The organism is Mycobacterium sp. 134, from assembly GCF_048282715.1.
Classification (GTDB): Bacteria; Actinomycetota; Actinomycetes; order Mycobacteriales; family Mycobacteriaceae; genus Mycobacterium; species Mycobacterium septicum.
In genome coordinates, this window is the sequence record NZ_JBLVUN010000007.1 from 103,361 (window position 1) to 130,281 (window position 26,921).

Here is a 26,921-nt window from a genome sequence, read left to right on the forward strand (position 1 = left end):
AGGCCGCAGCATGACACCAACCGAGCGACTTCTGACGATCCTGCGATTTCTCGGCGAAGCGCGCGGGGCCGACGCGGCGGACGCGCAAATGATCCGCGACGAGATGGGCATGTACGACGGGATCGCCGGTGCCCGTAAGTGGCGCCGTGACATCCGCACACTCCGGGACCGCGGACTCATCGAAACCGACCTGACGAAACCGATGACTCCCAACAGAACCGGCATTCGCCTCCGTGTACCCAAGAAACCGGACCGTCTTCACCTCACCAGTGACGAGCTCATGGCGATCTGGCATGAGTGGCGAGCACGACGATCTGGAATCGGCAGCGTGTCTCCGTTCCTGACCTCGCTAGACAGCGCTACTCACGAGATCGACGACGTGGGCCGTATCCTGCGCTTCCTGGAGCACAGCGAAGACGAGATCGAACTGGTCCAACTCGCAGAATGGATGCAGGTCCCCGAAAGCCGCGCGGTCGAACTTCTCAACGTCTTGAGCATGGAGAGCGTCTTCAACGGTGGACTGGTCGTCAGTGTCGAACTCGCCTCCGGAGACGATGACGGCGATGATCCGCAGGTGACCGCCGTGCGAGTCTTCCGGGGACGTCCGTGCGCCGGGAGCCCGATACGCGGCCGCGGCATGGATGAACTCGGATTCTTCCCTTACTCGCTGTCCGAGACTGTGGAGCGCCTGGCACTCATCGAGCAAGCTCTCGCCTCGGACGACGTCGGCGAGGGGCGACGCCGCGTCCTGCGCAACGCGCAACACAAGTTGTTCGAGTGGCGCGACACCTTGACCGACAGGCCGATGTCCTAACTCTCCGGATCGTGGTGTGAGTCAGGAAATTCCACACCGAATCGAGGACCGTCATGCCTACCGAAGTCACCGCGAACATCATGATCGGCGCTGTGTCCAACAGCTCCCACCACGGCGCACCTTCTAGCGGCGCTACTGGAAAGTTGTTCTGCCCCAGCCACATTCTGGTCCTGATGGAGGGGACCCGCGCTACGTGGGTGGTTCAACGCTGCCCGTCAGTGGGCCGGCCTACCCACGGCCCGCAGACCCGGCGCATCTGCCCGTCCTCCCCCGATCATCTGCTGGCCGCCGCTGTGCTCGGGTACACCGCGATGACTCAACCCGACGCGGTGAGTGCGTCAGCCGAACTGCGGGATGCCGTCATCGAGGATGCTTCCACCGGGGACGTGCGCATCGTGCCGCTGGACCGCGATCTCGCTTCGCAGGTGTTCGACACCTGCGGCGCGTATGTGTACGCGATGGTCACCGCCCTTCCCGGCAGCTCGATCAACGATGACGAGCTGCGACTCGCCGCAGATGCAGGCATGCAGATAGCCGTGGCCGCACGTTCCGTTGACAACGCGGCGGTTATGCAGTGAAAGTCGCCGGTGCGGAACCGATCATCCGCGGCGTGCGTCTAAATGGTCATGGACGAATACGCGGAGGACCTGTCGGGACCGCGGCTACCCGACGACGTGGAGCAGTTCTTCGCACGGGAGCGGGCGTGGCACCGGCAGCTGCGCGGAACGGGCTTGGTGACGCCGGCGGAGTCGACCGCCGAACTCCTACGATGGGTAGAGCGATGACAGCTACTCGTGCTGAGGGTTGAGCCGGCACTGGTGTGTGCCCGCGAAGCAGTCGAACGGGTCGTAGGGCTTGGTGGTGACCTGTTTGAGCAGCGGAACGTGTGACTCCCAGTCCCAGCTGAGCCACCGCGCGACGCACAGCCCTGTGACACTGACGGCCCCGGCAGCCTTGAGTGCAGCGGCGGTCGACTGGATCGATGTACCCGTCGCCCACGTGTCGTCGACGAGGAGGACCCTCTTCCCTTCGACCCTGGACCGCCACTTTTCGGGTACCGCGAAGCGGTCGGCGTTGGCGACGCGCGGCAAGTTCACGGGACCGGGTTCGAGGGCCACGCGCTGGATCTCGTGCGGACCGCCAGAAGCGGGGTCATCCACCGCGAGCCGTGCCACGTTGCGCGCGATACCGGCGACCGGGTGCAGCCCCTCCCGCGGTGTTCGCGACGGAACGAACGCGGCGGCATCCCACCCGCCGTCCACGGCAAGCATGCAGGCGTCATGGATCCAAGTGACGACGAATGCGAGCTCGTGCACATGCTCCACGCAGAGCTCGGTGGGAGGGATCTCCTTGTAGAGCCGCATCGTCTGCGCGCTCTGCGACCAACCTCCGGGATTCTGTCCGTCGGCGTACGCGAGGAAGAACGTCTGATCACAGGTCGCGCCGTCCAGGGCCGCCTCAGTGGACTGGCACCGGGAGCACACGTCGGAGCCCGACGCGGGTCCGCGGCAGACACGGCAGATACCGGGACCGGCTGCGATGTTGTGGAAGTACGCGACTTTGCCCAGAGCGACGGCGATGTCGTGACGCAGCTGCACGTCGGTCTGCCGGTCGGTCACCAGGCGGTGCCCACCGGCTGACGAGCCAGGTGGGATCGCACCGTCTGATCCGCGGCGGCGATCTGTTCCAACTGCGCAACCGCTTCACCTGCGGTGCTCGCCACGAACACATCAGGCCGGTCACGGAGCTCCCTGCCCCATGTCGTGCCGGTCGCGACACTGCTGTGCAGCACCAACCTGCGACCATGGGCGACCGCCTCCGTCGCCTGGTGCTTGGTACCGGACTTCTCGGAGGCCTCGGCGATCACCGTCACGCCGGAGTAGGCGCTCATGGTCTTGTTGCGAGCAGGGAACGCCCACGGAGCGCCCCGGAATCCCGGAAGGAACTGCGTGAGCAGCAGTCCGCGTTCAGCAATGGTGGCCTGCAGCTTGGCATTCGGCGCCGGGTACGCATGGTCGATACCGGTGCCGATGACACCCACCACACGGCCGCCCAGTTCCAGCGCGGCGGTCATCGCGGCCGTGTCGATTCCCTCAGCGAGCCCGGACACCACAGTGACATCGTGAGCCGCGAGACCAAGCGCGACACCGCGGGCGAAGTCGATGCCGGCGGCTGACGCCTTGCGAGAGCCGACGATTGCAACGCTGTAGGCATCCGTAGCGAGGGTGCCCTCTGTCATCAGCAGTGCCGGCGGACGCCGTGCTGCCCGCACCCGATCCGGGTAGGCGGTATCGAGAACCGTCAGAGCTCGCCAACCGCGCGCAGTCCACTGCTCGACGTCACGGGCCGCAGCATCGCGATCCGGCTCAGTTCCCGGTACCGACACGAGGGTCGTGGCAACGTGTTCTTCCCACAGCTGATCAGCGGAGCCGACGTCGAGTAGCGCCTCTCCGATGCCGGCCAGCGTCAGCGTCTTCGGCAGATCGCGCATCAGGGCCACCACGGTGGAGGCAGCTGAATACGCCATGCTGCACCTCCGTTCCCTGATCAGCATGCTAGGGCGAGGCTATCCCGCCCTGCGGGTGACGGCACCCGACACTCCGTCTACGACCAGCAGTGTAGAGAGCAGGTCTGACAGATCGCGGTGGTCGACGAACTGCCGGGTTACGGGTATGCCATGCCTTCCGCGGCGAACAAAGCCTCGATCAGGATCCCGTTAGTCGCTCCCAACAGCCGTTCGTCGATACCGTCGATCTTCAAGTCGAGCGCCTGCAGCGCCCCACCGACCTTGATGACGGCCAAGCATCGACGGACACGATCGGAGTGGTCCTGCGCGTAGCGCGCGAGCGCCGACCACTTCGCGGAGGTGTCGGCGAGGTCGTAGCGATGCGGGTCCACGATGTCCATGACGAACTCGCCGCTCGCATCGTCGTGCCAGAACAGGAAGTCCGGGTGCATCAGCTGGTACTTGTCGCCGAACAGGTACGGCACCGCAAGCGCGTGCTGCCCCGACGACGGGTTCCGGTACCAGCCCACCAATGTCTGCGCGGAGAGCTCCGCTTTCAGCACGGCGGACTCCCACGACGACCGGGACGTGTCCACCGGGAATCCGCCGGCGTCCGGCTTGCTGTCAGGGATCACGTACAGGTGGTACGGGTATGTGGTGATCGGTTCGGTGGTCTGCCCGCGCACCTTCTCCGTCGCCGCCGGGTACACGTCGCGCACCTCGACCGTCGTCGGCAGCATCGGCATCCCTCCCAGATGCCAGAGCGGCTCGATCTGATCACGCACATGTCGCGGACGCCGCGACACCTCCGATCGGTGCTGCTCCTTCCAAGAGCTGATCAGCGCGGCGGCCTGCGTGTCGATGATCTCCTTGAAGCCCAGTTCGGCCATGGCGGTCAGGCGTGCGGCCGCGTCGACCTCATCCTCTCCGGCATCGCACAAGTCGTTGTAATACCAGTTGGCCGAGCCGTCCGGCAGGACCCGTTGGGCGCGGCGGAAATACCCATCCAAGTCGCGTTCGTTGGTCGCAGTGTCCGCCTTGCCGACGCTCTCCATGATCGTCTCGCCGTACGCGACCATGGTGGTACTTACGGTCAACGACAGGATGTCCGCGACCTTGGCGTCGATCTCGTGGCTCCGCTGGCCGTCCGCTGCGCGCATCTGGTCGACGATCCACTGCTTGGCCTTCGCCGAACCCTGAGCCACGAGGCCGTGCTCGGTAAGCGCCGCAGCGAGACGCAGAAGCTGCGCCGTGCGGGAGCTGAACGTCGCCCTCTGCCGGGTGTACGACGGCGTCGTGTCGAGCAGGTCGAACACCTCCGACGGAACCTTCGACGAGCGTCCGCACATCACCGGGGCCACGACGACATCGACCTCGACTGTCTCGTCCTCAGTGAGCGCGTTGACGACTCGCGCCACGTGCTCGGTGCGGAACCCGGGCAGGTACGCGGCCACCTCGTTCAGGCGGTCATCGCCGCCTTCGATCCGCTTGGCCAGCGGCGTCCGGACTAGTCGCCCGATCAGCTGGGCGATCTCGGTGTAGGAGTCCTTGCCCTGAAACGAGACCAGCACCTCGGCTCGTGGGCAGTCCCAGCCGGTGGTGAGTGCTGACTTGAAGAGCACCACCCGGGCACGGTCGTCGTCTGAGATCGCCTCGGGTGGCAGGTAGCGGACGGTGCGATCTCCCACCTTCAATGGGCCGTGGGGGTCGCCGAAGGCGTGCGCGACGGCGTAGTCGCTGAGCTCCGGCCACGTGGACTCGATGACGGAAAGTATCTCCGGCAGTTGACGATTCGCAGGGTCCTGTGCGACCTGAACTACCAGCAGCGGCTCCACCAGCCGGTCGCCGGTGGTCTCGTGGTGCGCCCTCCAGGCCGCGTCCGCGCTTTTCAGATCCTCCACGGCGAGCGCCAGCATTGTGTTGTTCGCCGACTGTGACTCCCCCAGGCTGCGAAGCAGAATTCGGTCCTTGAGGAGTCCGGATTCGCGCACGTCCCCGGCCTTGACCTCGACCAGTCGCATGGTGCGGTCCGCGGCCTGCATCGCGGCTTGGAACCGGTCCGGGGTGGCCGAGATTCCGAGCACCACCGGTGCGGCGGGCTGCGTGGTCCCGATGTTCGTCACGCCGCCGCCGACGATGGTGCCGGCGATCGACTTCCGCTCGGTACTTCTCGTCCCCGAACCGCGGTGCGCCTCGTCCCAAATCACAACTAAGTCTTCGCCGCGCTCCCGGACGGTGTTGGCGATCATGTCCCAGCCGCCGTACGTGCGCCGGTCGTTGTGAGTGCCGTCGGGTCGGGTTGCGTGCAAAGTCGAGTTCTTCTGCATCGCCTGGATGTGGACGAAGTAGATGAAGCCTGGAGCGAGGGTGCGGTAGTCCTCTTCACCCAGGTACCTGATCTGGGTGAGGTCGATACCACCACCGGACGCCTGATGGATCTTCTTGATCGTCTGCGCGTTGAGGGAGCGGTCGTCGGTGATCCACAGCACCGTCATGTTCGGGTTAGCCAGCCGCGTCGGGGTGCCCTTGTAGATGCCTTCCAGCACGGCGGTTGCGATGACTGTCTTGCCCGCTCCAGTAGGGGCTGTGAGGCCAACAGCTGTGCGTTCACCGTCGTCGAGGTACCCGGCTCGGGCCTTCGCCAGGTTCGAGAGCACCGACTCCACGGCCTTGGTCTGATACGGCTCCAGCGCGAATCTCACCGCGTACCGCCGACCGTGTTGATGGTGTAGTTCGACAGGTAGTCCTCGTACAGCTGGACCGTTTCGATGCCGACCGGGAGTCGTTCGGCGGCCTGCTGGTACTCGGCGGGCGAGTCGGTGATGATGAACAGCACCGACGGCGCGCAGTCGGCGATCGAGGCATCGGCCACCGCGGTAGCGAACCCGGTGAGCGCGTCGATGTCGAAGAGGACCCCGTAGTTTTCGGTCAATGCCCAGCCCTCCGCTGGAAGCTCTTCAATCCGCTGGCCCCGGGCTCCGCCTTCCAGCCAGAACAACGGAGCCACGGCGGGGAACTCCTGGCCGCGGCGCACCGAAGATGGGTCCAGGTAGGTGAGGTCGAACATCTCCACATTCGCAGCGAACCCGTCGGAGTACACCGATCCGTCCGGGCGCTTACCGGTGACCACTGTTGAGATACGCGGGCGGCAGACGTACTCGAACACGCCGCGAGCCTCCCACTCTTCATCACCCGGATGCAGACCGGCCGTTCGAAGTCTCCTGGCCTCGCCGGAGCCGACCTCGTTGTTGGTGACGAGGATCGACTGGCGAGTTCCACCGTCCTGCTCGTTGAGTCGCATAACAGCTTCGGTCGTCGTTCCAGAACCGCCGAAGAAGTCGAGCACGACCGCATCCTCGGACGCGACTATCCCGATCCACCGAGTGATGATTTCCACGTCCTTCGGGTTTGGGAACCGGCGATCACCCAGCACAGCCTCCAATCGTCGCGATCCCGGCATGCGCGGCTCGGAAAACGTCGGGTACGGCACGCGGTCTTGCTGATCAGCGAGGTACCGCTTCAGTCTCGGGGTCGTGGATTCGTCGGCGCCGAACAGGATTCGACCATCGGCGATGAGCTCCGCCATCGTGTCTTTCGCGTAGCGCCAGCCGTTCATCGGGGTGGGAACCGGGCGACGGGTTCGCGGGTGCTTGACCTTGTAGATCAGGTTGGGTCGGCGGTTAGGGCTGGTCAGGTTATCAGCTTGGAACACCCGTCCTTCCGCGTCGATCTGGTCGTAGCGGAACACCGACGGCTCCAGCTGTCCGCGCAACGGTCGGAGCGCTGCGCGGTACAGCCGGGTGGCTTCCTCCGGATCACCCGCTGCCTCGGTCCAGGCTTCCTCCGCGGCCGCAAAGGCGTCTTCGATCCCGGGCTTGCGTTCCTTCCACCGGCACTCGGTCTCCGACAATCGGGACTCATCGCGTGCGTACACGAGCATGTAGTCGACGCCGCCGGCGGTGTAGCGCGCATCGTTCTTGCCGCTGCCCTGCCAGGTGATGTTGGCGAGAAAGTTCTGGTCTCCGAAGACCTGATCCAACAGCATTCGGAGGCGATGATGCTCCTCGTCGCCAATCGCGACGAGGAGCACGCCCGTGGGCTTGAGCAGGTCTCGGGCGATGAGCAGCCTGCGTTCCAGGAACGACAGCCACTTCGACGACTTCGCACGGTCGTTCTGGTCGACGTAACGGTCGTTGTAGATCCACCCCTCGTTGCCGGTGTTGTATGGCGGGTCGATGTAGATCAGGTCGACCTTTTCGCGGTGGGTGGACCGCAGCGCCTGCAGGGCGTGGAAATTCTCTCCGTTTATCACTAGATGCCACGGAGCGTCCTCGGGACCGTTCGGGATCCGGTCTACCGAGTGCAGACCGGGGTAGATCGGCTCCCCGAACTCGCGGATGACGATCAGTTCAGACACCGGCCGCTCGCCGCCGTCACCACTGAGCACCGCGACCTCGCGGGTCCGGTCGGTGAACCGTTCCACCGTCCACGTCACTGCGGTGGATTCGTCACGTAGGGCGACACGGATGCCCTTACGGATCGGGTGGTCGGTCAGGCGCACAGACTCTGGTAGGTGACGGTCGAAAACAAGTCCGAACCGACGGGAACCGCGTAGCAGTTCAACCTCGCTGGCGAGCCGATTGCGCAGAGACCCGTCCTGGACCCGGCCGATCAATTGATCGAGGACATTGGTCTCGTCTGCCATCTAGCCGCCCCCTCCAGCGCCGTGTTCATCGATCCCCGAAGCCTATGTGGCCTTATGTTGGGGATGCCCGGCTGCTCCCGGTTTCTCGCGTTTGTCATGGTCCGGTGACCCGCCCGATGCCGAACGGCTATGGGGGCACTGTTCGGGCATGTCGATCGAGGCACCCGGCTACCGAGCGCATAGGTTCGGTGCTGTGACCTCCGTGCCTCCGTATCAGGACCTGCTCTGGCCCGCCGTCCAGGCGATACGCGACCTCGGCGACTCCGGGGCCATCGACGAGATCACCGAACGCGTCTTGGAACTCGGGGACTACTCCGACGCGCAACAGGCGGTCCTGCACGGCGACGGACCCGGGACCGAGATCGCCTATCGACTGGCCTGGGCGCGGTCGTACCTCAAGGGCATGGGCCTCGCCGACAACTCACGCCGCGGCATCTGGAGCCTCACAGAGAAGGGCCGCACGGTCACCGAACCGGAGATCGAACCCCTGCGGCAGCTGTATGTCGCCACGTCTCGCAGGGAACGCAAGCGCAAGGCAACATTGGACGAACTTGTCGAGTTGTTCGAGACGAACCCGGAGACGCCTCAGCTCGAAGCGGAGGAATCTTGGCAGGACCAGCTCCTCGAAGTCGTGATGACGATGGAGCCCGCCGCGTTCGAACGCCTCGCGCAACGGCTCCTACGCGAGGCCGGGTTCACCAACACCCGGGTCACAGGGAAGACCGGCGACGGTGGGATCGATGGCGTCGGGGTGTACCGGCTCTCCTTGGTGAGCTTCCCCGTGTTCTTCCAGTGCAAGCGTTACGTCGGCTCGGTAAGAGCCGGGGCGGTTCGCGACTTCCGCGGCGCGATGACTGGACGCGGTGACAAAGGCCTGCTGATCACGACCGGAACCTTCACGGCCGACGCCAAGGCGGAAGCCGCACGGGACGGCGCGCCACCGCTCGACCTCATCGACGGCGCCCGGCTGTGCGAGCTGCTCAAGGAGTTCGACATGGGAGTCACGACGCGGATTCGGCAAGTCGAGGACGTGTGGGTGGACGCCGCATTCTTCGAGGGGATCTAACTGGCCCGTCCGGTGCGACGACTGCGCACGCTGCTGGGAAGAGATCGACCGGCAGGTGCATGAGCACCGGCAATCACGGTAAACCGGTCGGCCACACGGACCGCGCCAGCCACGGCGTGGTAACTGCCGTCTACGCGGGTTCCGCGTCGTAGAAGTCGTCGATCGTCCACGCCTCCGTCGAGATCGGCAGCTGCTCCATCTTCGTTCGGGTACCCCGGCGGTCCATGGCACGCGCAGTCATCTCGACGTTGATCGGCTCAGCTACCGCGGGACCGGGGATGACGGTGATCGCGTAGCCGTCCGCCGATTGACCAGGTCTGAGGTCGCCGACGGTCCACGTCACCTCGTAGACGTCGCCTTTGTCCTCGACCGCGCCCCCGTGCGGAGAGAAGTCGACGGGTCGAGACCACGCTGCGTTCGCGAGGGCTCTGTTGCGCATCTCGTCCAGCGGTTCCGGCCATCGCGGCCGCGGTGGGAGATCGTCGACGCTCGGCGGGGTTGTGTAGGCCAGCAGACCCCGCTTCGGGATCCGCACAGTCAGCTGGACGCCGGACACCGGGTCCTCAGTCGCGTTGCCCACGGCGAAGTGCACGGTGTTCGAGTCATCGTCGAGAACGATTTCGCGGATGATCCGATCGAGAAGCCGGCGGCGCATCTGGGCCAGGTAGTCCGTCACCCGCTTCTCGAACTCCTCGGCGTCCTTCGGATCGGCGTACGTGCGCATCGACGCGAAGGCGCCAACCTGGCTGCTCAGCGAACCGTACGCATAGTCCGCAGCCCAACCCGGCCGAGCCGGGTTCGGTGCCGGCTTAGGCCGCGGCGCCGGACGGTCCGGCGGCTTGCCGCTGTTCGCCCTCACGTGCGTCTCGCGGCGGCGCAGCCAGTCGTCGCGGTCATCCTGTGTGATGCGCCACCGGATCAGTGGGACTGCGGCACATCGCAGATCAAGATCCAATTCCGGCTTCTGCAGGCCCTGCACGAGACGCTTGCTGAGCATGTCGATCTCGCCCGTGCCGGCCGGTTCGGACTGAGCCGTGCCGCGGTGAAACACGGTGCCCGCGGCGGCGTTGTACTTCGCACCGTCGTTGTACGTCTTCTGCAAGGTGTGGATCGGGTCCCCGGGCCGCGGTGCCTCGACGACGATCACCAGCACGGTGACCTCTTCGAACGGGACATAGAACGGAGTCCAGCGGGGACCGCCCATGTACGTCTTGATCGCCTGCCCGAGCTCGGCATGATCGACGGCACCCACACCAGCTGCGGCTCCCGGCTCAACGCCCACCACCATGTACGCGACGCCCTCGCAAGCGAGCTGTGCCTGCTCAACGGAGCGGTTGGCGAACCCGAGGATCGCTTTCGCGACGGCGAACTTGCCCGCCGCCTTCGTGAGGTCGAGGGCGTTCTTCCACTCCAGCCAGTTCGTCTCCTGGGTGCCGGCCGGTGAGCCGTGGATCGCCGCGACCAGAGTGAACAGCTCGTCGCCGGTGCGCATTGCCCGAGTCGTGTCTATGTCGCTCAGCAGGAGGGGCTCAGGATCCACCAGATCAGCGTATGCGGCAGGGATGACAGCTCCAGCGGGGCGACAAGTCGTCAGATCGGCTCGGCGACGCTCCACCAGCAGGACCTAAGCGATTCGGCCCCATAGACCTGCACCTCGTACCTGACCCCGAGCTCCTCAAGCCAGCGCAGCGTTCGCTCCCTCACCGCGTACAGGGTGCGGGCCAGCACGGCATTGTCGGCGGGTTCACCGGCAGCGGGGATCGCGGCGAACATGTCCAGTAGGTCCGGCCAGAATCCCGCCATGTAGCGATCCCACTGCTCCGGCGACGGGTTCGGGGCTGACCGGTCGTCACCGTGGTACAAGCGATAGGCGGCGTACGCGACAGCCTTGACCACTTCCTTCGCCGCGGTCAGCACAATCACGCGCGTACGAAGACCCGAGAATTTGAGGGCACGCTCAACTTCAAGGGCTCCGCGGAACTCGGAAAGATTTTGGCGAAAGCCAACGCGGAAGGAACCGCCAAGGGCGGTGTCAGGAGTGCATCCGAGTTCCAGCATGAGCCCATCGGGCATTCGCCCGCTGATTTATGTTGCGTAGCAACGACAATCGCGCTTTCAGGCAGGCGATTGGCGCTTGAAGACTTTCACTACCTTCAATGCGACCGCCACCGGGTGGCGGTCTGCGCCGCCAAACGCTCGACGGCATCGCTGCGTCCTTGTTGCAACGCCTCGTGCGGTGTGCGCCCGTGCAGCTGGTCGCTGGATGTGCGCATCCACAGTGCAATTTGCCAGCTGTCAGCGGTGCCCCGGGCCAGGGTTGCCACGATACGTCCAAGGCCGGGCAGCAAAGTGTCGTCAGCTGCTACCTGGAAGGTCGGGAAGACCAACATGCTCTCAGCTGTGGGGCAAGCCAGCAGTTCATTCCGACGGACCAGGGCTGTGACCGTATCCACCGAGACTCGCAGCCGATGTGCGATCTGCGCGGTGTCGTGGAAGGGCCCGATGAGCTCGTCGAGCGCGTTCGCATCGTCGGTTCCCTTCGAATCGGGGTCGATATCAGCCTCCTTTGCCGATCACCGGTGAGTCACCGGGGGCGGTCATCGGCCGCGCCCTCCGGTGTGTTCGTTCATTCGATTTTAGGTCGGCCTCCCGCGCTGACGGCACAGACGACTGGCGTCATGTATTGGGGTTGCGGGTGTGGCTGATCATGGTGAGGGACTGTGAACGCTGGCCGCATCCACCTCATCAGACAGCTGGTCGTAGTCGATGGCTCGATTAGCTTTGTGCTGCACGGCAGTTCGTGAAACCAGGTTGTACGGCCATTCAGGTCGCGGAACGGATGCGCGTAGTTCAACCAGTGGTACACGATGGTGGCCCGCTCGGCGACTTCACTATTGTCTGTCGTTGCTGGTAGCGCCGTTCCAGCTCTTCGCGCACTGCAACATTCGGATTACCCGCCGTATTTGACCGCGCTGAATAGTAGGTCGGCGAGTTCCCGGGCGAGCTTCATCACTCGCAGCGGCTGAGCGACCACCTACCCGCAAACGTTTACGTTGTCGGCCTTGGTGGCGTCGGGCGGCTGGTGTTCACGACCACAGCTCCCGCATGACCCCGACGAAGTCCCGCCGCGTCTCGACCATCCGCTGCTCCCACTCGGCCGTCCGCTCCCGCTGCGCGGCGTACACAGCCCGCTCGCGGTCGGTCGGCGGCCGCAGCATCGAGCGACTGCCGTCGACTCGGACCAGCCGGTCACCCGATGCAGCGAAAACCGCCCTCTCCTCGTCGGTAAAGTCCGGTGACGGCTCACTGAGCCGGTCGATCAGGTCCTGGTAGCGGGCGCGGCGTTCGCCATCGCAAAATGTGATAGCCCAGTCCTGGTGATAACGCAGCGACGCGATGGCCAGGTCGTTGAAACTGTCGTCGAACTCGTCAATGACCCAATCGAAGACCGCGTCAGTGAACCGAGGTGGCGCACCTACAGCCTCGCCGTAGGTGAGGCTGCGCCGGTAATACACGATTGCGATTGGGCCGATCGGCAACAGACTCCGCCTGTAGAGCCCGCCCCGCTCAAGCCGGTTCCATAACGGTCCGTCCCCGCTGTGGTGACGGCGCAGTTCGATCCGTCGGCGGCCAATTGTGACCGCAACACCAGGTTCCTCGTCGCGGTCCCTGCGTGCGCGCAGGGTCAGCGCAACGGTGAAGTCAAGCATCGCCGGGCTCCTCAGGGTGGAATGGGCAAAGCCTGCCAGGCTATCGGGTCAGCACATAACTGCGCCAGCGGATTCGGCAATGGCGCGGAGACAGCCGCCGAGCGTCACCGTTGCTGCCTCCTCGAACGGTGCTGGATAACAGTGTGTAAGCCGCTCGCTGGTGTCCGTGCGGGGTCGAAATACGCTCCGAACTGAGCCCGTGAGCCCTAAACCTCGATCCACCGATGAATTGCCTGTGTAGGTGGGTGTCGATATAAGGAAAGTGCCCCTTGAGCTGGGAGGATTGGTGTTCTCTACGCATCAATCAGGCCAGTTAAGAAAGGCACTTCCAGTGCAAGTGTCCCACGGGTTCGCTGCGTCGTCGGCGGTCTTCGATGAGGATCATCTCGTGTCGTGCGCCGGACTGGTGCCGGTGATGACACTGGCTGAGCAGACCGGCCTGCCGAATCTGTTGGCTGACAAGATCTTCATCCCCGCGCCGAAGATCAAATCCGGGTCAGCGAATCCGGCACCGAAGCTGGCCACGGTGATCGCCGGGATGTGCGCCGGCGCCGACAGCATTGATGACCTCAACATCGTCCGGGCCGGGGGCATGAAAACACTCTTCGGCGATGTGTACGCACCATCAACCATCGGAACCCTGTTGCGGGAGTTCACCTTCGGACACGCACGCCAACTCGAATCAGTCCTGCGCGAACACTTGGCCGCCCTCTGCCGGCGCGTTGAGTTGCTACCCGGATCCGACAGCGGTGTGTTCATCGACATCGACTCCCTGCTACGACCGGTCTACGGCCATGCCAAACAAGGCGCCTCCTACGGACACACCAAAATCGCTGGCAAGCAGGTCCTGCGCAAAGGACTCTCGCCGTTGGCGACCACGATCAGCACCCCCGGTGCGGCGCCGGTGATCGCCGGGATGCGGCTGCGGGCCGGCAAGACCGGCTCCGGTAAAGGAGCCGGTCGAATGGTCGCCCAGGCCATCACCACGGCCCGAGCGGCCGGGGTCACCGGCCAGATCCTGGTCCGCGGCGATTCGTCCTACGGCACCCGCGCCGTCGTCGGCGCCTGCCGACGCCATGGTGCGCAATTCTCGGTGGTCATGGGCCGCAACAGCGCGATCAACCGGGCCATCAACGCCATCGACGACGCGGCGTGGACACCGGTGAAATACCCGGGCGCGGTGCGTGATCCCGACACCGGAGAGTGGATCTCTGATGCCGAAGTCGCCGAAATCAGCTACACCGCATTCGCGGCCACCACAGACCGCTTCACCGCCCGACTGGTGGTACGTCGGGTCAAAGATGCGCGCTTCCGCGACGCCCTGTTCCCGGTCTGGCGGTATCACCCGTTCTTCACCAACACCGACCTACCAACCGCCGACGCCGACATCACCCACCGTCAACACGCGATCATCGAAACTGTCTTCGCCGACCTGATCGCCGGCCCCTTGGCCCACATGCCCTCCGGGCAATTCGGCGCCAACTCCGCGTGGGTGCTCTGCGGGGCCATCGCCCACAATCTGCTGCGCGCCGCCGGTGTGCTTGCCGGTGGAGCGCACGCAGTGGCCCGGGGAGCCACCTTGCGACGCACGATCATCACCGTCCCGGCACGGCTGGCCCGACCGCAACGCCGACCCATCCTGCACCTACCCAGCCACTGGCCCTGGACCGAGCACTGGCTCACCCTGTGGCGCAACACCATCGGCTACAGCCCACCCGCTACCGCAACCGTCTAACCGTCGCCGAACAGGCCCCACCGAAGCACACAGGAAAAGCTGGGCAGACCAGCGGCTACATCCTGCCCACCCCACAAACCGCCGTCAGAATCACCGTCGAACCACACCACTCAAGTCAGTCCACGGATTGAGGCTAAAAGGCACCCCGCCTGGCCGGCCTGGACCGGCCTGGATGCCCGGCTCGACCAGGTAGCGCGGCTGATGCGCTGCGCCGGTATCCCCTCTGAAACGGTGGTGCGTTGGCTCGGTCATTTTCAGATTACTGACGCGAGCTGACGGCACGGAAGACTGGCGTCATATATTCGGGCGCCGGACGTGTTTGACCTTGGTCGGGAACGGTGAACGCTGACCGTTGAATCCACACATCACCGGGAACCTTGCTGTAGTCGATGACCCGGTCTGCTTGTGCTGCAACATAGTCCATGAAAATTCGGGTTACGCGGCCATTCAAGTCGCGGAATGGATGCGCGTAGTTCAACCAGGAGTACACGATGGCGGCCCGATCGGCGAAGTCGTTGTCTGTTGTCTCAGGCCAGTCAGTTTCAGCCACAACCCGGGCCGCTCGTTCGAGGCAGGTGGCGATCGTTTCGACTGGCGCGAACTGTGACCACTGCTTGCCCATTGGTACCGACCGGTAGTTGCCGGCCCAGTCGTAGAGGTCTTGCGCCAGCTGACGGTGGAGGGCACGTAATTGAGCACCATCGAGCGGGTCGGGGACGCTAGGGGTGTCAATTACCGCTTCGATTGTGCGGATGGCGACCACGATGCCCGCGACGTGTTCAAGCTGCAGGCTGTCACGGATGTTCAGGCGGTTGACCAACACGGCCGTACCAGGGTAGATGTAGTCGTCCCATGATGCTGTACTCCAATCTCGTTGTACTGAAGTAATTTCTGCATCCGCGTGACCTATTTTGAGCGCCTGCAGTTCCTGCACGCGGTGAACAGCGTCGGTGGCTGTGATGGTGCCTGCCGCGACGCGGTAAAGCAGTTCGATGTCGTCTGTCGAGGCACGCCAACCTTCAATTGCGCCGCTGGCTACGCTGCTTCGCACAACCTCGAGTTGTGCTGCCGTCAGCACAGGCTTGTCTGGTGACATGCTGACTCAAACCCGGGACCATTCACTTGTGCTGTTGCATCATCTGCAAAGCTCGCTCATGGCTCTCGCGGTCACGTTGCCCGTCGCGATACTCGACCTTGCCTTGCTCGCGATTGCGCACCAGTTCGATGTACCCGTGGATGGCATGTTCCAACCGATACCAGGGATCGGGCGGTTGCGATAGGTCGCCTTCGCGTCGTCGGGGGATCTGTACCCACGTCAGATTCCACATGAGTTCGATCATGGGCGCGTTATCGCGGACCAGTTCCTTGTCCTCCGCATCCTGCACGAAATTCTCAAACGGCCACTGATGCATCCCCCAGAAATCACGCGGCACGTCGACCTCAAAGCCCATGGCTCGAACCATATTGCTAGGCAACGCTGATACAAGGCCCTGCACTCGCGTTTTGTTCTGGCTCGTGCCGTTGGCTTTGTATTCGCCCCATGCGGCGGCTAGGTCGATCAGAATCTTCCGCATCTCAGCGCACCACGCCCTGTCCATGGCTGCATCGGCATCGCGCTCGACTTCGCGCCGCTTGACCACCTCGTCAAACGTTTTATTGGGGATATCGTCGAGTACGTCTCTGAACGTCTTGCGTTCCGCTTCACCGACGGGCAACCATTCCAATTCGACTGCGTTGCCACTACTTCCGAAAGTGAAGTGGGCGTGAAATGCGACGGCGTGGCCAGGTTCTACAGTCGGCCCGTCCTCGCCTTCGTGCTGTTCGAAGCTGAGCATCGTGTGCGGGTCGACGTTGATGAATCGGACGTCTTGGGCTGCCAACGTGCCGGTGTTGCGTAGCACGTAGCGGTCCCCTTCGGGATGCACGGTGATCGTCCATCCGTACTTGGCGCGTTCCTCGTTCGCCTGCGCGCGCGCCTCAGCTGAATGCGCGAGCGTAGATGCCTTCGATGAATTGTGCGCTGATCTGGACGCTTGGAACTGAGCGAAGCACGCGACGGCGAACGCACCGACTGCAACGAGCGTCGCGGCGGGCGAGTGGTAGTGCTTCCACAACCAGAAGTCGAACGCGCCGAACACGACAACGACGACTAGCGCCACCGTCAGGGATAGTTTCACCGGCCACTCCTTACGCCTCACTCATTGGCACCAGCAGGGTAGCCGTTGCATCCGACAGTCCTGGGTACAGAATGCTCGAAGAGGTTGATCTCAAGACCCCACATCGATGATTATCGGGATACCTAAATCAGTCGCCTGTTTGCCCGTTTCGGCTGCCCTCGCATTCATCCGGTCAAGGCTTGTCAGCTTCGCGGCTGCGGCGTTGAGGCTGACGTTGAGGCCTTCGACTTCTCCGGTCCAGCCGTTGCTGTTCGCTTCGGCGATGCGATCTCTCAGGTTCGCAATGATCTCAGTTAACCTATTGCGGGCCTTGGGGTCTAGTCGCAAACTCGGGCAGCGGATACACGCGTGCTCGTGTTTGCACGGTGTTCCGTATGGTCGTCCGCATGTGCCGAGCTCGAGTTTCCTGAGCTCGAAGTGCTGTTGGAATTCGCTCCATTCTTCGTTGGTCGGTTCGCGGTACTCGGCTTCGGGCCTTTGTTGGCGGCGCGTGTCGAGGAAGGCGCGGTATGTACGGACAAGCTGTTCGGGAAACACAGCCGTGTAGCCCTGGGTTGTGTTGACGTTCTTGTGGCCCAACAGCCTTGACACGATGTGGATCGGAAGGCCGCTGCTGACTGCATCGGTGGCGAACATGCGGCGAAAATCGTGTGGGGTGTAACGCAGGGGGCTTCCGGCCGCATCCACCAGCCCCGTCCGCCCGAGGGTCTCATTCAGCCATGACTGGATGGTATTTGTGGATGGGATGTACCAGTTTCCGCCAAGCCGATGCTGAAACAAATGTGGTAGCGCGGGACCTGTGACCTTCTCCTTGTTGTCGTAACGTTTTGTCAGCGGGATACTTCCGCCGTTGTCATGCCGGAGCCGAGTGATGACGGTTGCGAGCACACTGGCTAGTTCAGGGCTGACCAAAAGGAGTCGTTCCTCGTTTGATTTCGACGGAACGATTTGGAGCATCGGGACTAATTCACGGGTCTTGGGCAGTCGGTAGGACACCAGCGCGAGGTGAGTAATTTCGACGAGTTCTTCGACGCGAACGCCAGTGTGGCGCAGAGTCTCAATGGCAGCCCAGGCCCAAAACGCACGGGGCTCGGACTTGCTGACGTCAAGAACCTCGCCTGTGACCAGGTCTTCGGCAAGATCTGGGGGCGTATCACTTTTGTAGTCATTTCTCCGATAGGAGATCGGGATCGTGCGCCGGTACCGGCGGCCCGAGTGCTCGAAGGTTTCATCGACCTCGACGGCTTTGAGCGCGGCCAGCAACCCGGCCTGGTCGGCTTTGTACCGTTCAGCACCATCGACCAGGACGGGAAGATGCGGTAGCCGTTCACGGATACGTTGGTGGATGGCAGCCTTGGACTTCTTTATCTCCTTTCCAGAGCCGGCAATGTCGCTCTTGCGGACCGGACTTGGCACGCAGTAGGCAGCCCAGGACGGGTCGTCCATTGCCCATTCTTGAAGATCGAGGTAGAACGCCCGCACAGACTGGAAGATCGGCACGTAGTACATCTCGGTGCGGTTAGCTTTCAGAGTGTGCGAGGTTTGAATTCGCCGTTTCCATGCAAGGGCGACATCTTCAGGCAGATGCAGCGACTCCACCTCGGGGTGGTGCAGCTCGATATCGGCCCAGAATCGTCCAGCAAGGCCCTTGGCGAGGTGGTCCAAGCTGGCGTAGTCGAGACTCGCTCGACGTTCTTCCAGATAACGAACGATAACGTCACGGACAGTCCGGTTCCGCAGCCCGAAGTCATCGACTAGTTCGCCACATGTGCGCTGACCGAATCGCCCCGCTTCCTCGATGGTGTGGAAGCCATGTAAGTCGGCGATCCCGTCAAGAAGTCGCCACGCCAAACTCAGACCGCTGCGTGTGCGGTCACCGGCCGACCGTGTCCAGGCACGATAGGCCAGTAGGTCTTCAGCCGTGAGTTGATCGACGTCTTTCCCTGTGTGCAACAAAATCTTTGAGATCAGTGCGAGTACATTCTTGAGCTGATTGCTGTTGATGCTCCGCTCCGCGGCACGGCGCTCGATCTGTGCGAAGAGTTCGGGGCGGAACGTGCCACGCGCCGAGCTGAAGAGAGAGTGCGAGCGGTAGCCGGTGAGAAAGCCGTAGCCGGGAAACACGATCCGGCACAGCAGCAACGCTCGCAGGCCCATCATGAGGTTGTCGTGTTTCTGCCGCTTGCTGCCACGATCTTCGGGCGCGAACAGATCGTCGACCCAACCGGGTCCGTCCTCGGCACCTGAGGATAGCCAGCGTCCCTGCCAACCATCAGATGGTTCTTCTGTGAGCCGCACGAGGATCCTCTCCGCCATGCGGTGTCGGAGTGGATGCCGGTCAGACCGGTCTATTGGCTGTTGGTCAACCAGTACGAGTACTTCATTGATAGAAAGATGGTCGCGTGGCCCAGGCGGCGTAGCGTCCTCAGCTAAATGCTCGTGCCACAGTGCCTTAGGCCGATCACGCTGCAGCAGAACAGTTCTCAAATCGTCGTTATCCGCGGCTAGTTCGGTCATGTCCAGGTATCTCCGAACAAGACGCCCATGTCCGCGGCGTCGTAGCCCTCGGCCAGGTCAGCCACCGGCGCTAAGGGAACATCGCGTTCACGCTCGGCGTAATGCTGTCGAACTCTCTGAATCACGTTGGCCTCATCTTCAATCAGGTAGATATTGGCGGTAGTGGACAAATGGGCGTGGCCGAGCACCGTCTGGACGTCGCGGGCGGACAGGTTCTCGTCGCGGATCATCCGCATCGCAGCTGTGTGTCGTAGATCGTGCATCGTCCAATTCGTGCCGAGCTTGTCGTTTGCCCGCGTGAGGACCTTCCGCAACGCGTCATAGGTCAACGGCTGCTGACGCAGTCCATCTCCTCGGTCCCTCCGGCGACGTGTCTGCCACAACCGTTCGTTTGGTGCCGGCTGCTGACCGAGTCCGGCCACGTAGATGCGCAGCCACACAAACGACTCCGGGCTAGCTGGGAGCCATTGTTCAGCTCGCGTCCCCTTTCGAACAACCCGGATCAGCTGATCTCCCCAATCCAGGTCCACCATCCGTAGCATGAGGACCTCCTCGGATCGTGCACCATTGCTGACAACCAGCGAGAGAAGCGCGCGATCACGATCAGACCCCAACGCCCCGAACAACTCCCGCCACCGCTCGTCCGGTATCTCCCGTGGGAGCTGTTTCGGAAGTTTGGGGTTGTAGCGCAGACGGCCCTCTGGCCGATGCGGATCGAGTGGGTTGTGATGCGCATAGGGACGGCCACGTCCCCGATCCAAAGGAATCGGATTCACCAACGGGCCTTGCTGGCGATCATCGATCCAGTACTGATAGAAGGCTCGAATGACCGCATTCGAGTGCCTAATTGTACGTGCCGCGTAGTTGTCGTCGAGATACCGCTTGCGCGTGACGGGATTAATTGTCCCCGCAGTCGACGCGGATTTCGTCCGTCGATGGTTACGTTCCTTTTCGGCAGCCAACAGCCACAGGACGAGATCGCGGCCTTCGGCTGGTGTCGCCTTGTTCCACTCAACTCCGATTGCGCGCAACCATCGCCACCAACGAAGCAACGCATACGCATAGCTACGCACGGAACTAGAGCTATTGCCTTGTGCGACAAAGTCAATCAGGAACTCGCGAATTGAACCGCCCTGGTTCTGCCGGAGGCTCGGGCTATTGGATTCCGACCAGGGGTTGGGCGGTCCGTTGGGCATCGTAGAACGCCGCCTCATACTCGGCGGGTGGAACGTCGTTGAGGTAGCCGTGCAGCCGGCTGGTGTTGTGCCAGTGCACCCACCCGAGGGTGGCCAACTCGACGTCCTCGACGGTCTTCCATGGCCCGCTGCGGGCGGGACCGTAGATCAGCTCGGCCTTGTAGTAGCCGTTCACCGTCTCCGCCAAGGCGTTGTCGAAGCTGTCCCCGATCGATCCGATCGAGGGGACCGCACCGATCTCAGCGAGGCGTTCGCCGTAGCGGATCGATGTGAACTGCGACCCGGCATCGGAGTGACATCGCAAGCCCACCAACATGTTTCCGCGTGACCAGCGGGCCATCTCCAATGCGTCGAGGACCATCGTGGTGCGCATGTGCGAGGCGACCCGCCAGCCGACGATCATCCGCGAGTAGGCATCGACGATGAAACACACATACGCCACCCCGGCCCACGTCGGCACGAATGTCAGATCCGTCACCCACAGTTGGTTCGGCGCGGTAGCGGTGAACGTGCGCTTCACCAGATCCGGGTGACGCGCAGCGGCGGCGTCCGGTTTGGTGGTCTTGACCCGTTTGCCGCGCCGGACCCCTTCGATCCCGAGGCTGCGCATCAGGCGGGCCACCTGATCGCGGCCGACGTCGTAGCCCTCGCGGCGAGCAGCTCTCCAGAGCTTGCGGGCCCCGTAGACGCGGTAGTTGTCCTCCCAGAGCGCCATCAGGGCCGGACCAAGCTCGGCGTCACGCTGCGCGCGTGCCGACACAGGCCGGGTCTTGGTGTCGTAGTAGGTGCTCGGGGCCATCACCACCCCTGCTGATCGCAGGACGGTGATGACGGGCTCGACCCCGAACTCCTCGCGCTGGGCGTCGATGAAGTCGACTATTTCTTGTGTTGGCGGTCGAGCTCCGCCCCGAAAAAACTGGCCGCGCGTTTCAGTATCTCGTTGGCACGCTTGAGTTCTCGATTCTCCTGCTCAAGCTCTTTGATCCGTGCCGACTCCGCGCTGGACACTCCCGGAGCGTATCCGTCATCGATGTCGGCTTGGCGGACCCAGGACCGCACCGACTCCACCCCGTAGCCGAGCTGGCGGGCCACCCGCGACACCGTGCCCTGCTCGGCACCCAACTCGGCTCTCAGGGTCCGGACCATCCGCACCGCCGCGGCCTTCTCCTCCAAGCTGTAGCGACGCGTCGTGGGCTTCCCAGCAGACTGTTCCTTCGGCATACCTGCATCCTCGTTTCCAAGGTCAGGAGCCTCCGGGATTTCCAGGGCGGTTCAAATCGCTGATACCGGCTTTTCAGCGTCGTCATACACGAGCCAAACGCTTGGGCCATGCGACTCACTCACACTGCCCCATTTGGAGAGCCGAATCGTCGTGATGTCACGTTCCAGGTCATCGAACATCAGGTCCCACCCGTCCTCACGTATCGGATGGTGCAGTCCTACCCGCACACCAGATGCATCAGGGTGACCGCACCTGGCGTGTCGTCACTTAGTCCGGTCAATACTTCTCTACCTCAACAGCATGTTCTTCGGAGTCCCCCAGTCCCGCGACCGCCTGTACATCGCGTTCTGGGACAAGAAGATTCCGGCCCCTGACCTGGACCACCGCCCCCTGACCACGTGCAGCTTCTGCGACAAGCTCGTCGAGGCCGTGTGGACCTGGAAGACCGGCGTGCCCCCCACCGGGTCGGTGCGCTACGGCAAGCAGTACGAATACCGCTGCCCCTCCTGCAGGAAAGTTGTGGTCCCTCGTGTGACGCCGTCCCTGGCGGCGATGGACCTGACCAACCTCGGCCAGCGCATTGGCGACATGCCGCTCAAGACCATCAAGGACAAGAAGACCGGCGAGGAATACCGCTCGCCGCTGGCGCGGGCCACCCTGGCCCGGGCCGAGCGTTGCCGCCAACGGTTCGCCGAGTTCCCCGCCGTGTTGATGCCGGCCAAGGCCTTGCACGGCACCGAGCGCCACCCGTGGCAGCCGATGGCCACCCAGACCAGCCAGCAGGAAACCTCGATCCTGTCGACCGGAGCCCTGGTCGCCGCAGCCGGACACACCTTCGAACGGCCCGGTTCCACCTGCCGCAGCCGCGACCTCAGCGAGCCGCTGTGGGCGCAGACCGCAACGAACGCGACCGGCCTGCTGACCCCTTCGGTTGCGGTGACGGGTCAGGTCCTGGTCGCCCACCGCCACAACGGCGACGGCAAGCACATCACCCAGCCGATGGACACCGTCACCTCGACACACGAGAAGGCCGTTCTACTGGCGGTCAACAACTTTCAGGGAGCACCTCGCGGCACGGATGAGGCACTGCCTACGCAGGGCGGCTCGGAGACACTGTCGCTGCTGTCAGCCGGTGTAGTTCCCTTCCGTCAGAACACTGTTCCGACCACCCAGGCCGAGGCGATGCCCACCGTGACGTCCGACCAGATTCCCGGGCTGCTCACCGCAGCGGGCCGCATCCAGTGCAACGGCTCCATCGAGGAGGCCAAGTACCGCAGCTACCCGCTCGACGAGCCGCTAGGCACGGTCGTCGGGTCGGCCGTCACCCAGGGCGTACTGTTCGGCGGCTGGTTCAAGCAGAACGGCAGCACCGGCAACGAGACGGCCCCGCACCCCGTGACGGACCCGATGGGAACCATCACCGCCGCCGACACCACCGCCCTGATGACCGCCGAATGGCGCGCCATGCTCGCCGACCTGCCGCTTGAAGACTGCTACTTCCGGATGATGGCGCCCCACGAAATCGGCCGAGGATGCGGGTTCGACGTCGACTTCAACGACTACAAGGGCACCTTCGTGGTTTGGGGATCGGCCCGCAACCAGGTCGACGGCTACGGCAACGCCGTCTCCCCCCAGGTCGGCGAATGGATCGCCAGCCGCCTGCGCGCCGCCCTGCATCGCGAGACCGTCGCCGCTTGACACAGCTTCCCGGGGGTGGGGTGACCCAGCCTCCCCCATCCCCGGCGCAACCCTCAGCCACTCACTATCACGAAAGGACCAATCACCGTGTCCACCAAAGCTTCCACTCCAGCCTTCACTCCAGCCTTCACCACCGACGAGCACGGCCAGGCGATCCTCACCACTGTCCCGATCACGCTGGCCCACTGCGACGGCCGGTTCTACTACCTCACCGCCTGCTGCGGCGCGTCAGGTAAAGGCTCCATCGCCGACGGCACCCCGAGCATCGTCTGCCGCAACTGCTACCGCGACGTGGACGACGTGTTCGCCGACAGCTGGCAGGTCGATGACGAAGCTGCTTGGGCTCGCTACTACGCCCTCGTGCGCGCCGACTGCATCGCCGACGCGCAGGCCCGCCAACACGTAGCCCGCGTCCGTCGCGCCGCCGAGCAGGCCGTTGCCACCAGCGCCGGCCACCGCCGGGCACCTGTCCTCCGGGCCGCGACCGCCCCGGTACTCACCGACGCGGTCAAAAGCCTGCTGACTGACTGGTTTCCGGTCCGCGACCGGCTCTACGACCTGTCGAGCAAGGACCTGCTGTCCACCCGTGAAATCGCCGAAATCGAAGAGAAGCGCCGCGAACTGATCGACATCGCCGACGAGCTGGTCGCCCAGTTCGTGCCGGACGCCCACGCACGCTTTGCGATCACCGGCGATCTGCTGACCTGACAACCCCTCCACACCGCCAGAAGGAGCCACCGACCGATGGGCATCTACGAGCACGGCTACGACGACATCCTTACCGAGGCCCAGCGCCGATTCGGCTTCACGCCAGAGATATTCAACTCCGGCGGCAACATCATGATTTTCGAAACGAGGCTCGACGACGGGTCATTCCTCTGGATCACCGACGCCGACTGCGACGTCACACCGCGGCCCCGGCGCCTGGCCAAGGAAGCCGACGGCTACTACGTCGGCTGGCAGGTGTCCATCTACCCGCCCGACCCGGCCAGCGCCCCCGTGGACCTCGCCGCGACGCTCTGCGAAGGGTCCATCTTTTCCGCGATTCCCGACGTCGACTCGTGCACCCGACTGGCCAGCGTCACCCATCACACCGCCGCCGCCGAGCAGCTGCCCGACCTGATCGGCCTCGCGCTGTCCGGCTACCGCCGCCACGAGCACCACCAGTTCGCCCTTGACGGCACCCACACCGTCCGCCTGGGTATCGAGCACTACTAACAGGACCTGACGATGCACACTTTCTACCTCGGCTCGCACATGCCCAACTGGCTCGCAACAGCTGGTGTGCCCCTGTTCATTTCGCACCGCCGGTTGGCCGGCCGCAAGACCCTGCCCCGCGCCGCCGCCGAATGGGCACTGGACTCGGGGGCATTCTCCGAACTGTCGCTCTATGGCGAATGGCGACTGACAGTGCGCGAGTACAACCGAGCTGTTCGCCGATATGACGACGAAATCGGTTCACTGTCATGGGTTTCGCCGCTTGACCTCATGTGCGAGCCCGAGATGCTGGCCAAGACCGGTCTCACAGTCCAGGAGCACCAGCGGCGCACCGTCGAAAACTTTGTCGAGCTCCAGGCACTCTGGACCGGCAGGGACTACGACAATCCGTACATGCCAGTAATTCAAGGATGGTTGCCAGAGGATTATTTGAGGTGCCTCGATATATACGAACAATACGGCGTCGACTTAACAAACTATCCAATAGTCGGGGTCGGTTCCGTGTGCCGTCGGCAGGCCAGTTCGCAAATCGACGCCGTTATTTCCACCATCTTGCGCCGCGACCCGGACATGCCCTTGCACGCATTCGGTGTCAAAGCAGGTGGCCTCAGGCTCTACGGCCGCAAGATCTACACATCCGACTCACTCGCGTGGTCGTACCAGGCCCGCAGGGAACCGCCCCTCCCCGGCCACACCCACTCATCGTGCGCGAATTGCCTTGAATATGCGCTCAACTGGCGCAGTCGGGTTCTTGCAGTTCGGCCGAGCCGCCAGCTGTCGCTGTTCGACGACCTGTCTTAGCACTCCGGTACCCCGAAGCGAGCCGCGGTTGGCATCTGCGCCAGTTCCGAGATGGCAAGGAAAAGGAAAAGTCGCCCAACTAGTAAATGCAAAATGGCCGATTCGCGGGCCTATATTCAAAAGCAAACACATAGGAAAGACTTGCTTAAAATACTCTAAGAATATCTCTCTAATGGTGCTTGACCTGCGTATATACGATACAATTGAGGCACAGCGAAACAGTTTGCTAAGCCAATTAGGAGATGATCATGAACGGCACAATCACTGTCTACACCAAGCCGGCTTGCGTGCAATGCAACGCCACCTACAAGGCGCTCGACAAGGCGGGCATCTCCTACGAGAAGGTCGACATCAGCGTCGATGACGAAGCTCGCGAGTACGTGCTGGGACTCGGTTACCTGCAGGCCCCTGTCGTGGTGGCCGGCGAGGAGCACTGGTCAGGCTTCCGCCCCGACCGGATCAAGGCGATCACCAATCAGGGCATGGCGGTGCCCGCATGAACGCGCAAGTCAGTGGCGACAGGAGCCAGACCGGGCTGCGTCAGTCAGATGCCACCGCATTCAGTGCGCCAATGCTGCACCCGGGTCGACCCATACGAACCACCCTGACGACCCACGAGTTCGTGTACCGGGGTGATCACGACTGGATGCTGATGCAGCGGTGCTACACCCACACGGGCGTCACCCTAGTGCCCCTCAAAAGCTATGAAGTACATGGGAGTTCAGACAAGCGTGCCGCGCTTGACGACGCCGAGCAGCACATCTTGAGCGCTGGCGGCCGCAAGGGGCAGTGGTCCGGAACGACGCCCTCAGAGTCTTTCTACAACATCGCGCACTGCATTCCGAACGGGCGGCACGTCAACGTCAACGGATCTGGGGCGGACAATCACCCCACCGTGTCATTCGCACCGGATCCCTCCGATCACTCCGTGGTGGCGCTTGCCGACCATTTGCGCAGCCACGGGCGCGAAGACCTGCTCGCCGACCTGCTCGACTGGCCACTCGCCACGGTGCCCGGCGACGAGATGCCCGACGCCAGCGACCTGATTGCTCGCGCACGAGACAAGTTCGTCTGCACCGATTCCCTGCATCGCGACCTGGCCACCGCACTGGAAGCTGCACGGGCACAACTGATCACCGTTGGCATACGCATGTCCTTCATGCGGTCCGACCAGAACCGCGCAGCCGAGCACCTCATGGCCACGCTGCAGCGCTTCCGCGCCTTGGCCGCCCAGTGGGGCCAGCCGGACAGCGCCAGCGACCTCAAAGCCGCATCCGCCGCCGTCCTGGCCATCCTCGACGAACCCACCCCCGACGGGTCCACGCCGCCCAACACCGCCGCACCGGAACCCCACCAGCCCGCCTGACCACCCGCACTCCACAGGAAGCGATCACCATGTCATTTCACGTCGGCCAACACGTCACCTACCGAGGTGGCCGCGTCGTGTACCAGGTCACCGCGACCGAAGGCCACATGGTGACCATGCTGCGCGCCGACGGAAAAGACGACGGCAACCCCACCAAGACCAGCTCCAGCAACCTGGCCCGGCGGTGACC

At 63.6% G+C, this 26,921-nt stretch carries 24 protein-coding genes, 2 pseudogenes and 1 other annotated feature; of the genes and pseudogenes, 12 read left to right on the top strand and 14 right to left on the bottom strand.

Going from position 1 to position 26,921, the window contains the following annotated elements; all coding sequences use genetic code 11:
• Window positions 1-10 precede the first annotated feature (10 nt).
• The 3 genes from ACNQVK_RS04330 to ACNQVK_RS04340 are packed head-to-tail and all read left to right on the top strand — an operon-like array spanning window position 11 to window position 1,599.
• Entirely contained in the window at window positions 11-814 is an 804-nt protein-coding gene (locus ACNQVK_RS04330) for a hypothetical protein (protein ID WP_016894741.1), read from the top strand.
• A gap of 53 nt (window positions 815-867) precedes the next feature.
• Complete coding sequence (locus tag ACNQVK_RS04335; RefSeq protein WP_078332058.1) at window positions 868-1,392, top strand: hypothetical protein; 525 nt, start codon at window positions 868-870, stop codon at window positions 1,390-1,392.
• A 42-nt stretch (window positions 1,393-1,434) separates the two neighbouring features.
• Window positions 1,435-1,599: a hypothetical protein gene (locus ACNQVK_RS04340; protein WP_016894743.1), complete on the top strand. Its 165-nt coding sequence runs from the start codon at window positions 1,435-1,437 to the stop codon at window positions 1,597-1,599.
• A gap of 3 nt (window positions 1,600-1,602) precedes the next feature.
• On the opposite strand, the gene ACNQVK_RS04345 is transcribed toward ACNQVK_RS04340, so the two are convergent.
• The 4 genes from ACNQVK_RS04345 to ACNQVK_RS04360 form a co-directional block, all read right to left on the bottom strand.
• Complete coding sequence (locus ACNQVK_RS04345) at window positions 1,603-2,433, bottom strand: phosphoribosyltransferase (RefSeq protein WP_016894744.1); 831 nt, start codon at window positions 2,431-2,433, stop codon at window positions 1,603-1,605.
• Window positions 2,430-3,341, bottom strand: coding sequence for a DNA processing protein DprA (locus ACNQVK_RS04350; RefSeq protein WP_016894746.1), 912 nt, complete (start codon window positions 3,339-3,341; stop codon window positions 2,430-2,432). Before ACNQVK_RS04350 ends, ACNQVK_RS04345 begins: the two co-directional genes overlap by 4 nt.
• Window positions 3,342-3,478: 137 nt before the next feature.
• On the bottom strand, window positions 3,479-6,022 hold the full coding sequence (locus ACNQVK_RS04355) for a DEAD/DEAH box helicase (RefSeq protein ID WP_016894747.1): 2,544 nt from the start codon (window positions 6,020-6,022) through the stop codon (window positions 3,479-3,481).
• Window positions 6,019-8,025 (bottom strand): site-specific DNA-methyltransferase, encoded by a 2,007-nt coding sequence (locus tag ACNQVK_RS04360; protein ID WP_043988209.1) that lies wholly within the window; start codon window positions 8,023-8,025, stop codon window positions 6,019-6,021. Before ACNQVK_RS04360 ends, ACNQVK_RS04355 begins: the two co-directional genes overlap by 4 nt.
• 148 nt (window positions 8,026-8,173) lie before the next feature.
• Here ACNQVK_RS04360 and ACNQVK_RS04365 point away from each other — a divergent pair, with 148 nt between their 5' ends.
• Complete coding sequence (locus ACNQVK_RS04365) at window positions 8,174-9,091, top strand: restriction endonuclease (protein ID WP_078332057.1); 918 nt, start codon at window positions 8,174-8,176, stop codon at window positions 9,089-9,091.
• A gap of 130 nt (window positions 9,092-9,221) precedes the next feature.
• Here ACNQVK_RS04365 and ACNQVK_RS04370 read toward each other — a convergent pair whose 3' ends face one another.
• The 5 genes and pseudogenes from ACNQVK_RS04370 to ACNQVK_RS04390 all read right to left on the bottom strand — a co-directional run bounded on the left by ACNQVK_RS04370 (window position 9,222) and on the right by ACNQVK_RS04390 (window position 12,801).
• The gene (locus tag ACNQVK_RS04370; RefSeq protein WP_176126543.1) at window positions 9,222-10,631 is read right to left on the bottom strand and encodes a hypothetical protein; all 1,410 of its coding nucleotides are present in this window, start codon (window positions 10,629-10,631) and stop codon (window positions 9,222-9,224) included.
• Between the two features lie 50 nt (window positions 10,632-10,681).
• Complete coding sequence (locus ACNQVK_RS04375) at window positions 10,682-11,014, bottom strand: hypothetical protein (RefSeq protein WP_131630824.1); 333 nt, start codon at window positions 11,012-11,014, stop codon at window positions 10,682-10,684.
• Window positions 11,015-11,244: 230 nt separating this feature from the next.
• Entirely contained in the window at window positions 11,245-11,481 is a 237-nt protein-coding gene (locus tag ACNQVK_RS04380; protein ID WP_016895537.1) for a hypothetical protein, read from the bottom strand.
• Between the two features lie 236 nt (window positions 11,482-11,717).
• Window positions 11,718-11,981: pseudogene (locus tag ACNQVK_RS04385) on the bottom strand (Fic family protein); the annotation flags it as partial.
• 196 nt (window positions 11,982-12,177) lie between these two features.
• On the bottom strand, window positions 12,178-12,801 hold the full coding sequence (locus ACNQVK_RS04390) for a hypothetical protein (RefSeq protein ID WP_016895538.1): 624 nt from the start codon (window positions 12,799-12,801) through the stop codon (window positions 12,178-12,180).
• Window positions 12,802-13,132: 331 nt separating this feature from the next.
• On the opposite strand from ACNQVK_RS04390, the gene ACNQVK_RS04395 reads away from it, so the two are divergent.
• Complete coding sequence (locus ACNQVK_RS04395; protein ID WP_011768002.1) at window positions 13,133-14,536, top strand: IS1380 family transposase; 1,404 nt, start codon at window positions 13,133-13,135, stop codon at window positions 14,534-14,536.
• Window positions 14,537-14,795: 259 nt separating this feature from the next.
• On the opposite strand, the gene ACNQVK_RS04400 is transcribed toward ACNQVK_RS04395, so the two are convergent.
• From ACNQVK_RS04400 to ACNQVK_RS04420, 5 genes are all read right to left on the bottom strand, one after another.
• The gene (locus ACNQVK_RS04400; protein WP_050545739.1) at window positions 14,796-15,632 is read right to left on the bottom strand and encodes a Fic family protein; all 837 of its coding nucleotides are present in this window, start codon (window positions 15,630-15,632) and stop codon (window positions 14,796-14,798) included.
• A 22-nt stretch (window positions 15,633-15,654) separates the two neighbouring features.
• Window positions 15,655-16,713 (bottom strand): hypothetical protein, encoded by a 1,059-nt coding sequence (locus ACNQVK_RS04405; protein ID WP_235615442.1) that lies wholly within the window; start codon window positions 16,711-16,713, stop codon window positions 15,655-15,657.
• Between the two features lie 90 nt (window positions 16,714-16,803).
• A complete protein-coding gene (locus tag ACNQVK_RS04410; protein WP_236737456.1) occupies window positions 16,804-19,011 on the bottom strand; it encodes a tyrosine-type recombinase/integrase in 2,208 nt (735 codons plus the stop codon).
• 215 nt (window positions 19,012-19,226) lie between these two features.
• The gene (locus tag ACNQVK_RS04415; protein ID WP_418028600.1) at window positions 19,227-20,426 is read right to left on the bottom strand and encodes a tyrosine-type recombinase/integrase; all 1,200 of its coding nucleotides are present in this window, start codon (window positions 20,424-20,426) and stop codon (window positions 19,227-19,229) included.
• A protein-coding gene (locus ACNQVK_RS04420; RefSeq protein WP_109545117.1) for an IS3 family transposase occupies window positions 20,386-21,647 on the bottom strand; the annotation gives its coding sequence in 2 pieces (ribosomal slippage) (window positions 20,386-21,338 and window positions 21,338-21,647; 1,263 coding nt in all). The genes ACNQVK_RS04415 and ACNQVK_RS04420 overlap by 41 nt, the downstream gene beginning before the upstream one ends.
• Window positions 21,217-21,348: a sequence feature (AL1L pseudoknot), on the bottom strand. (Overlaps the previous gene by 132 nt.)
• Before the next feature lie 283 nt (window positions 21,648-21,930).
• On the opposite strand from ACNQVK_RS04420, the pseudogene ACNQVK_RS04425 reads away from it, so the two are divergent.
• The 7 genes and pseudogenes from ACNQVK_RS04425 to ACNQVK_RS04455 all read left to right on the top strand — a co-directional run.
• A pseudogene (locus ACNQVK_RS04425) lies at window positions 21,931-23,346 on the top strand (DNA cytosine methyltransferase); the annotation flags it as partial.
• A gap of 87 nt (window positions 23,347-23,433) precedes the next feature.
• Window positions 23,434-24,054, top strand: a complete 621-nt coding sequence (locus ACNQVK_RS04430) for a hypothetical protein (RefSeq protein WP_418028601.1) — start codon at window positions 23,434-23,436, stop codon at window positions 24,052-24,054.
• 36 nt (window positions 24,055-24,090) lie between these two features.
• On the top strand, window positions 24,091-24,564 hold the full coding sequence (locus ACNQVK_RS04435; protein WP_418028602.1) for a hypothetical protein: 474 nt from the start codon (window positions 24,091-24,093) through the stop codon (window positions 24,562-24,564).
• A 12-nt stretch (window positions 24,565-24,576) separates the two neighbouring features.
• Window positions 24,577-25,365, top strand: a complete 789-nt coding sequence (locus ACNQVK_RS04440; RefSeq protein ID WP_418028603.1) for a hypothetical protein — start codon at window positions 24,577-24,579, stop codon at window positions 25,363-25,365.
• Window positions 25,366-25,613: 248 nt separating this feature from the next.
• Window positions 25,614-25,865 (top strand): glutaredoxin-like protein NrdH, encoded by a 252-nt coding sequence (gene nrdH / locus ACNQVK_RS04445; RefSeq protein ID WP_418028604.1) that lies wholly within the window; start codon window positions 25,614-25,616, stop codon window positions 25,863-25,865.
• On the top strand, window positions 25,862-26,731 hold the full coding sequence (locus ACNQVK_RS04450) for a hypothetical protein (RefSeq protein WP_418028605.1): 870 nt from the start codon (window positions 25,862-25,864) through the stop codon (window positions 26,729-26,731). Before nrdH ends, ACNQVK_RS04450 begins: the two co-directional genes overlap by 4 nt.
• Before the next feature lie 29 nt (window positions 26,732-26,760).
• Window positions 26,761-26,919, top strand: coding sequence for a hypothetical protein (locus ACNQVK_RS04455; RefSeq protein WP_418028606.1), 159 nt, complete (start codon window positions 26,761-26,763; stop codon window positions 26,917-26,919).
• Window positions 26,920-26,921 lie beyond the last annotated feature (2 nt).

Excerpts from the sequence above, each read along its gene's own strand:
- ACNQVK_RS04330 (WP_016894741.1), top strand. The coding sequence starts at position 11 with ATGACACCAACCGAGCGACTTCTGACGATCCTGCGATTTCTCGGCGAA.
- ACNQVK_RS04335 (WP_078332058.1), top strand. The coding sequence starts at position 868 with ATGCCTACCGAAGTCACCGCGAACATCATGATCGGCGCTGTGTCCAAC.
- ACNQVK_RS04340 (WP_016894743.1), top strand. The coding sequence starts at position 1,435 with ATGGTCATGGACGAATACGCGGAGGACCTGTCGGGACCGCGGCTACCC.
- ACNQVK_RS04350 (WP_016894746.1), bottom strand. The coding sequence starts at position 3,341 with ATGGCGTATTCAGCTGCCTCCACCGTGGTGGCCCTGATGCGCGATCTG.
- ACNQVK_RS04360 (WP_043988209.1), bottom strand. The coding sequence starts at position 8,025 with ATGGCAGACGAGACCAATGTCCTCGATCAATTGATCGGCCGGGTCCAG.
- ACNQVK_RS04365 (WP_078332057.1), top strand. The coding sequence starts at position 8,174 with ATGTCGATCGAGGCACCCGGCTACCGAGCGCATAGGTTCGGTGCTGTG.
- ACNQVK_RS04380 (WP_016895537.1), bottom strand. The coding sequence starts at position 11,481 with ATGTTGGTCTTCCCGACCTTCCAGGTAGCAGCTGACGACACTTTGCTG.
- ACNQVK_RS04390 (WP_016895538.1), bottom strand. The coding sequence starts at position 12,801 with ATGCTTGACTTCACCGTTGCGCTGACCCTGCGCGCACGCAGGGACCGC.
- ACNQVK_RS04400 (WP_050545739.1), bottom strand. The coding sequence starts at position 15,632 with ATGTCACCAGACAAGCCTGTGCTGACGGCAGCACAACTCGAGGTTGTG.
- ACNQVK_RS04415 (WP_418028600.1), bottom strand. The coding sequence starts at position 20,426 with ATGCCCAACGGACCGCCCAACCCCTGGTCGGAATCCAATAGCCCGAGC.
- ACNQVK_RS04435 (WP_418028602.1), top strand. The coding sequence starts at position 24,091 with ATGGGCATCTACGAGCACGGCTACGACGACATCCTTACCGAGGCCCAG.
- ACNQVK_RS04440 (WP_418028603.1), top strand. The coding sequence starts at position 24,577 with ATGCACACTTTCTACCTCGGCTCGCACATGCCCAACTGGCTCGCAACA.
- nrdH (WP_418028604.1), top strand. The coding sequence starts at position 25,614 with ATGAACGGCACAATCACTGTCTACACCAAGCCGGCTTGCGTGCAATGC.
- ACNQVK_RS04450 (WP_418028605.1), top strand. The coding sequence starts at position 25,862 with ATGAACGCGCAAGTCAGTGGCGACAGGAGCCAGACCGGGCTGCGTCAG.
- ACNQVK_RS04455 (WP_418028606.1), top strand. The coding sequence starts at position 26,761 with ATGTCATTTCACGTCGGCCAACACGTCACCTACCGAGGTGGCCGCGTC.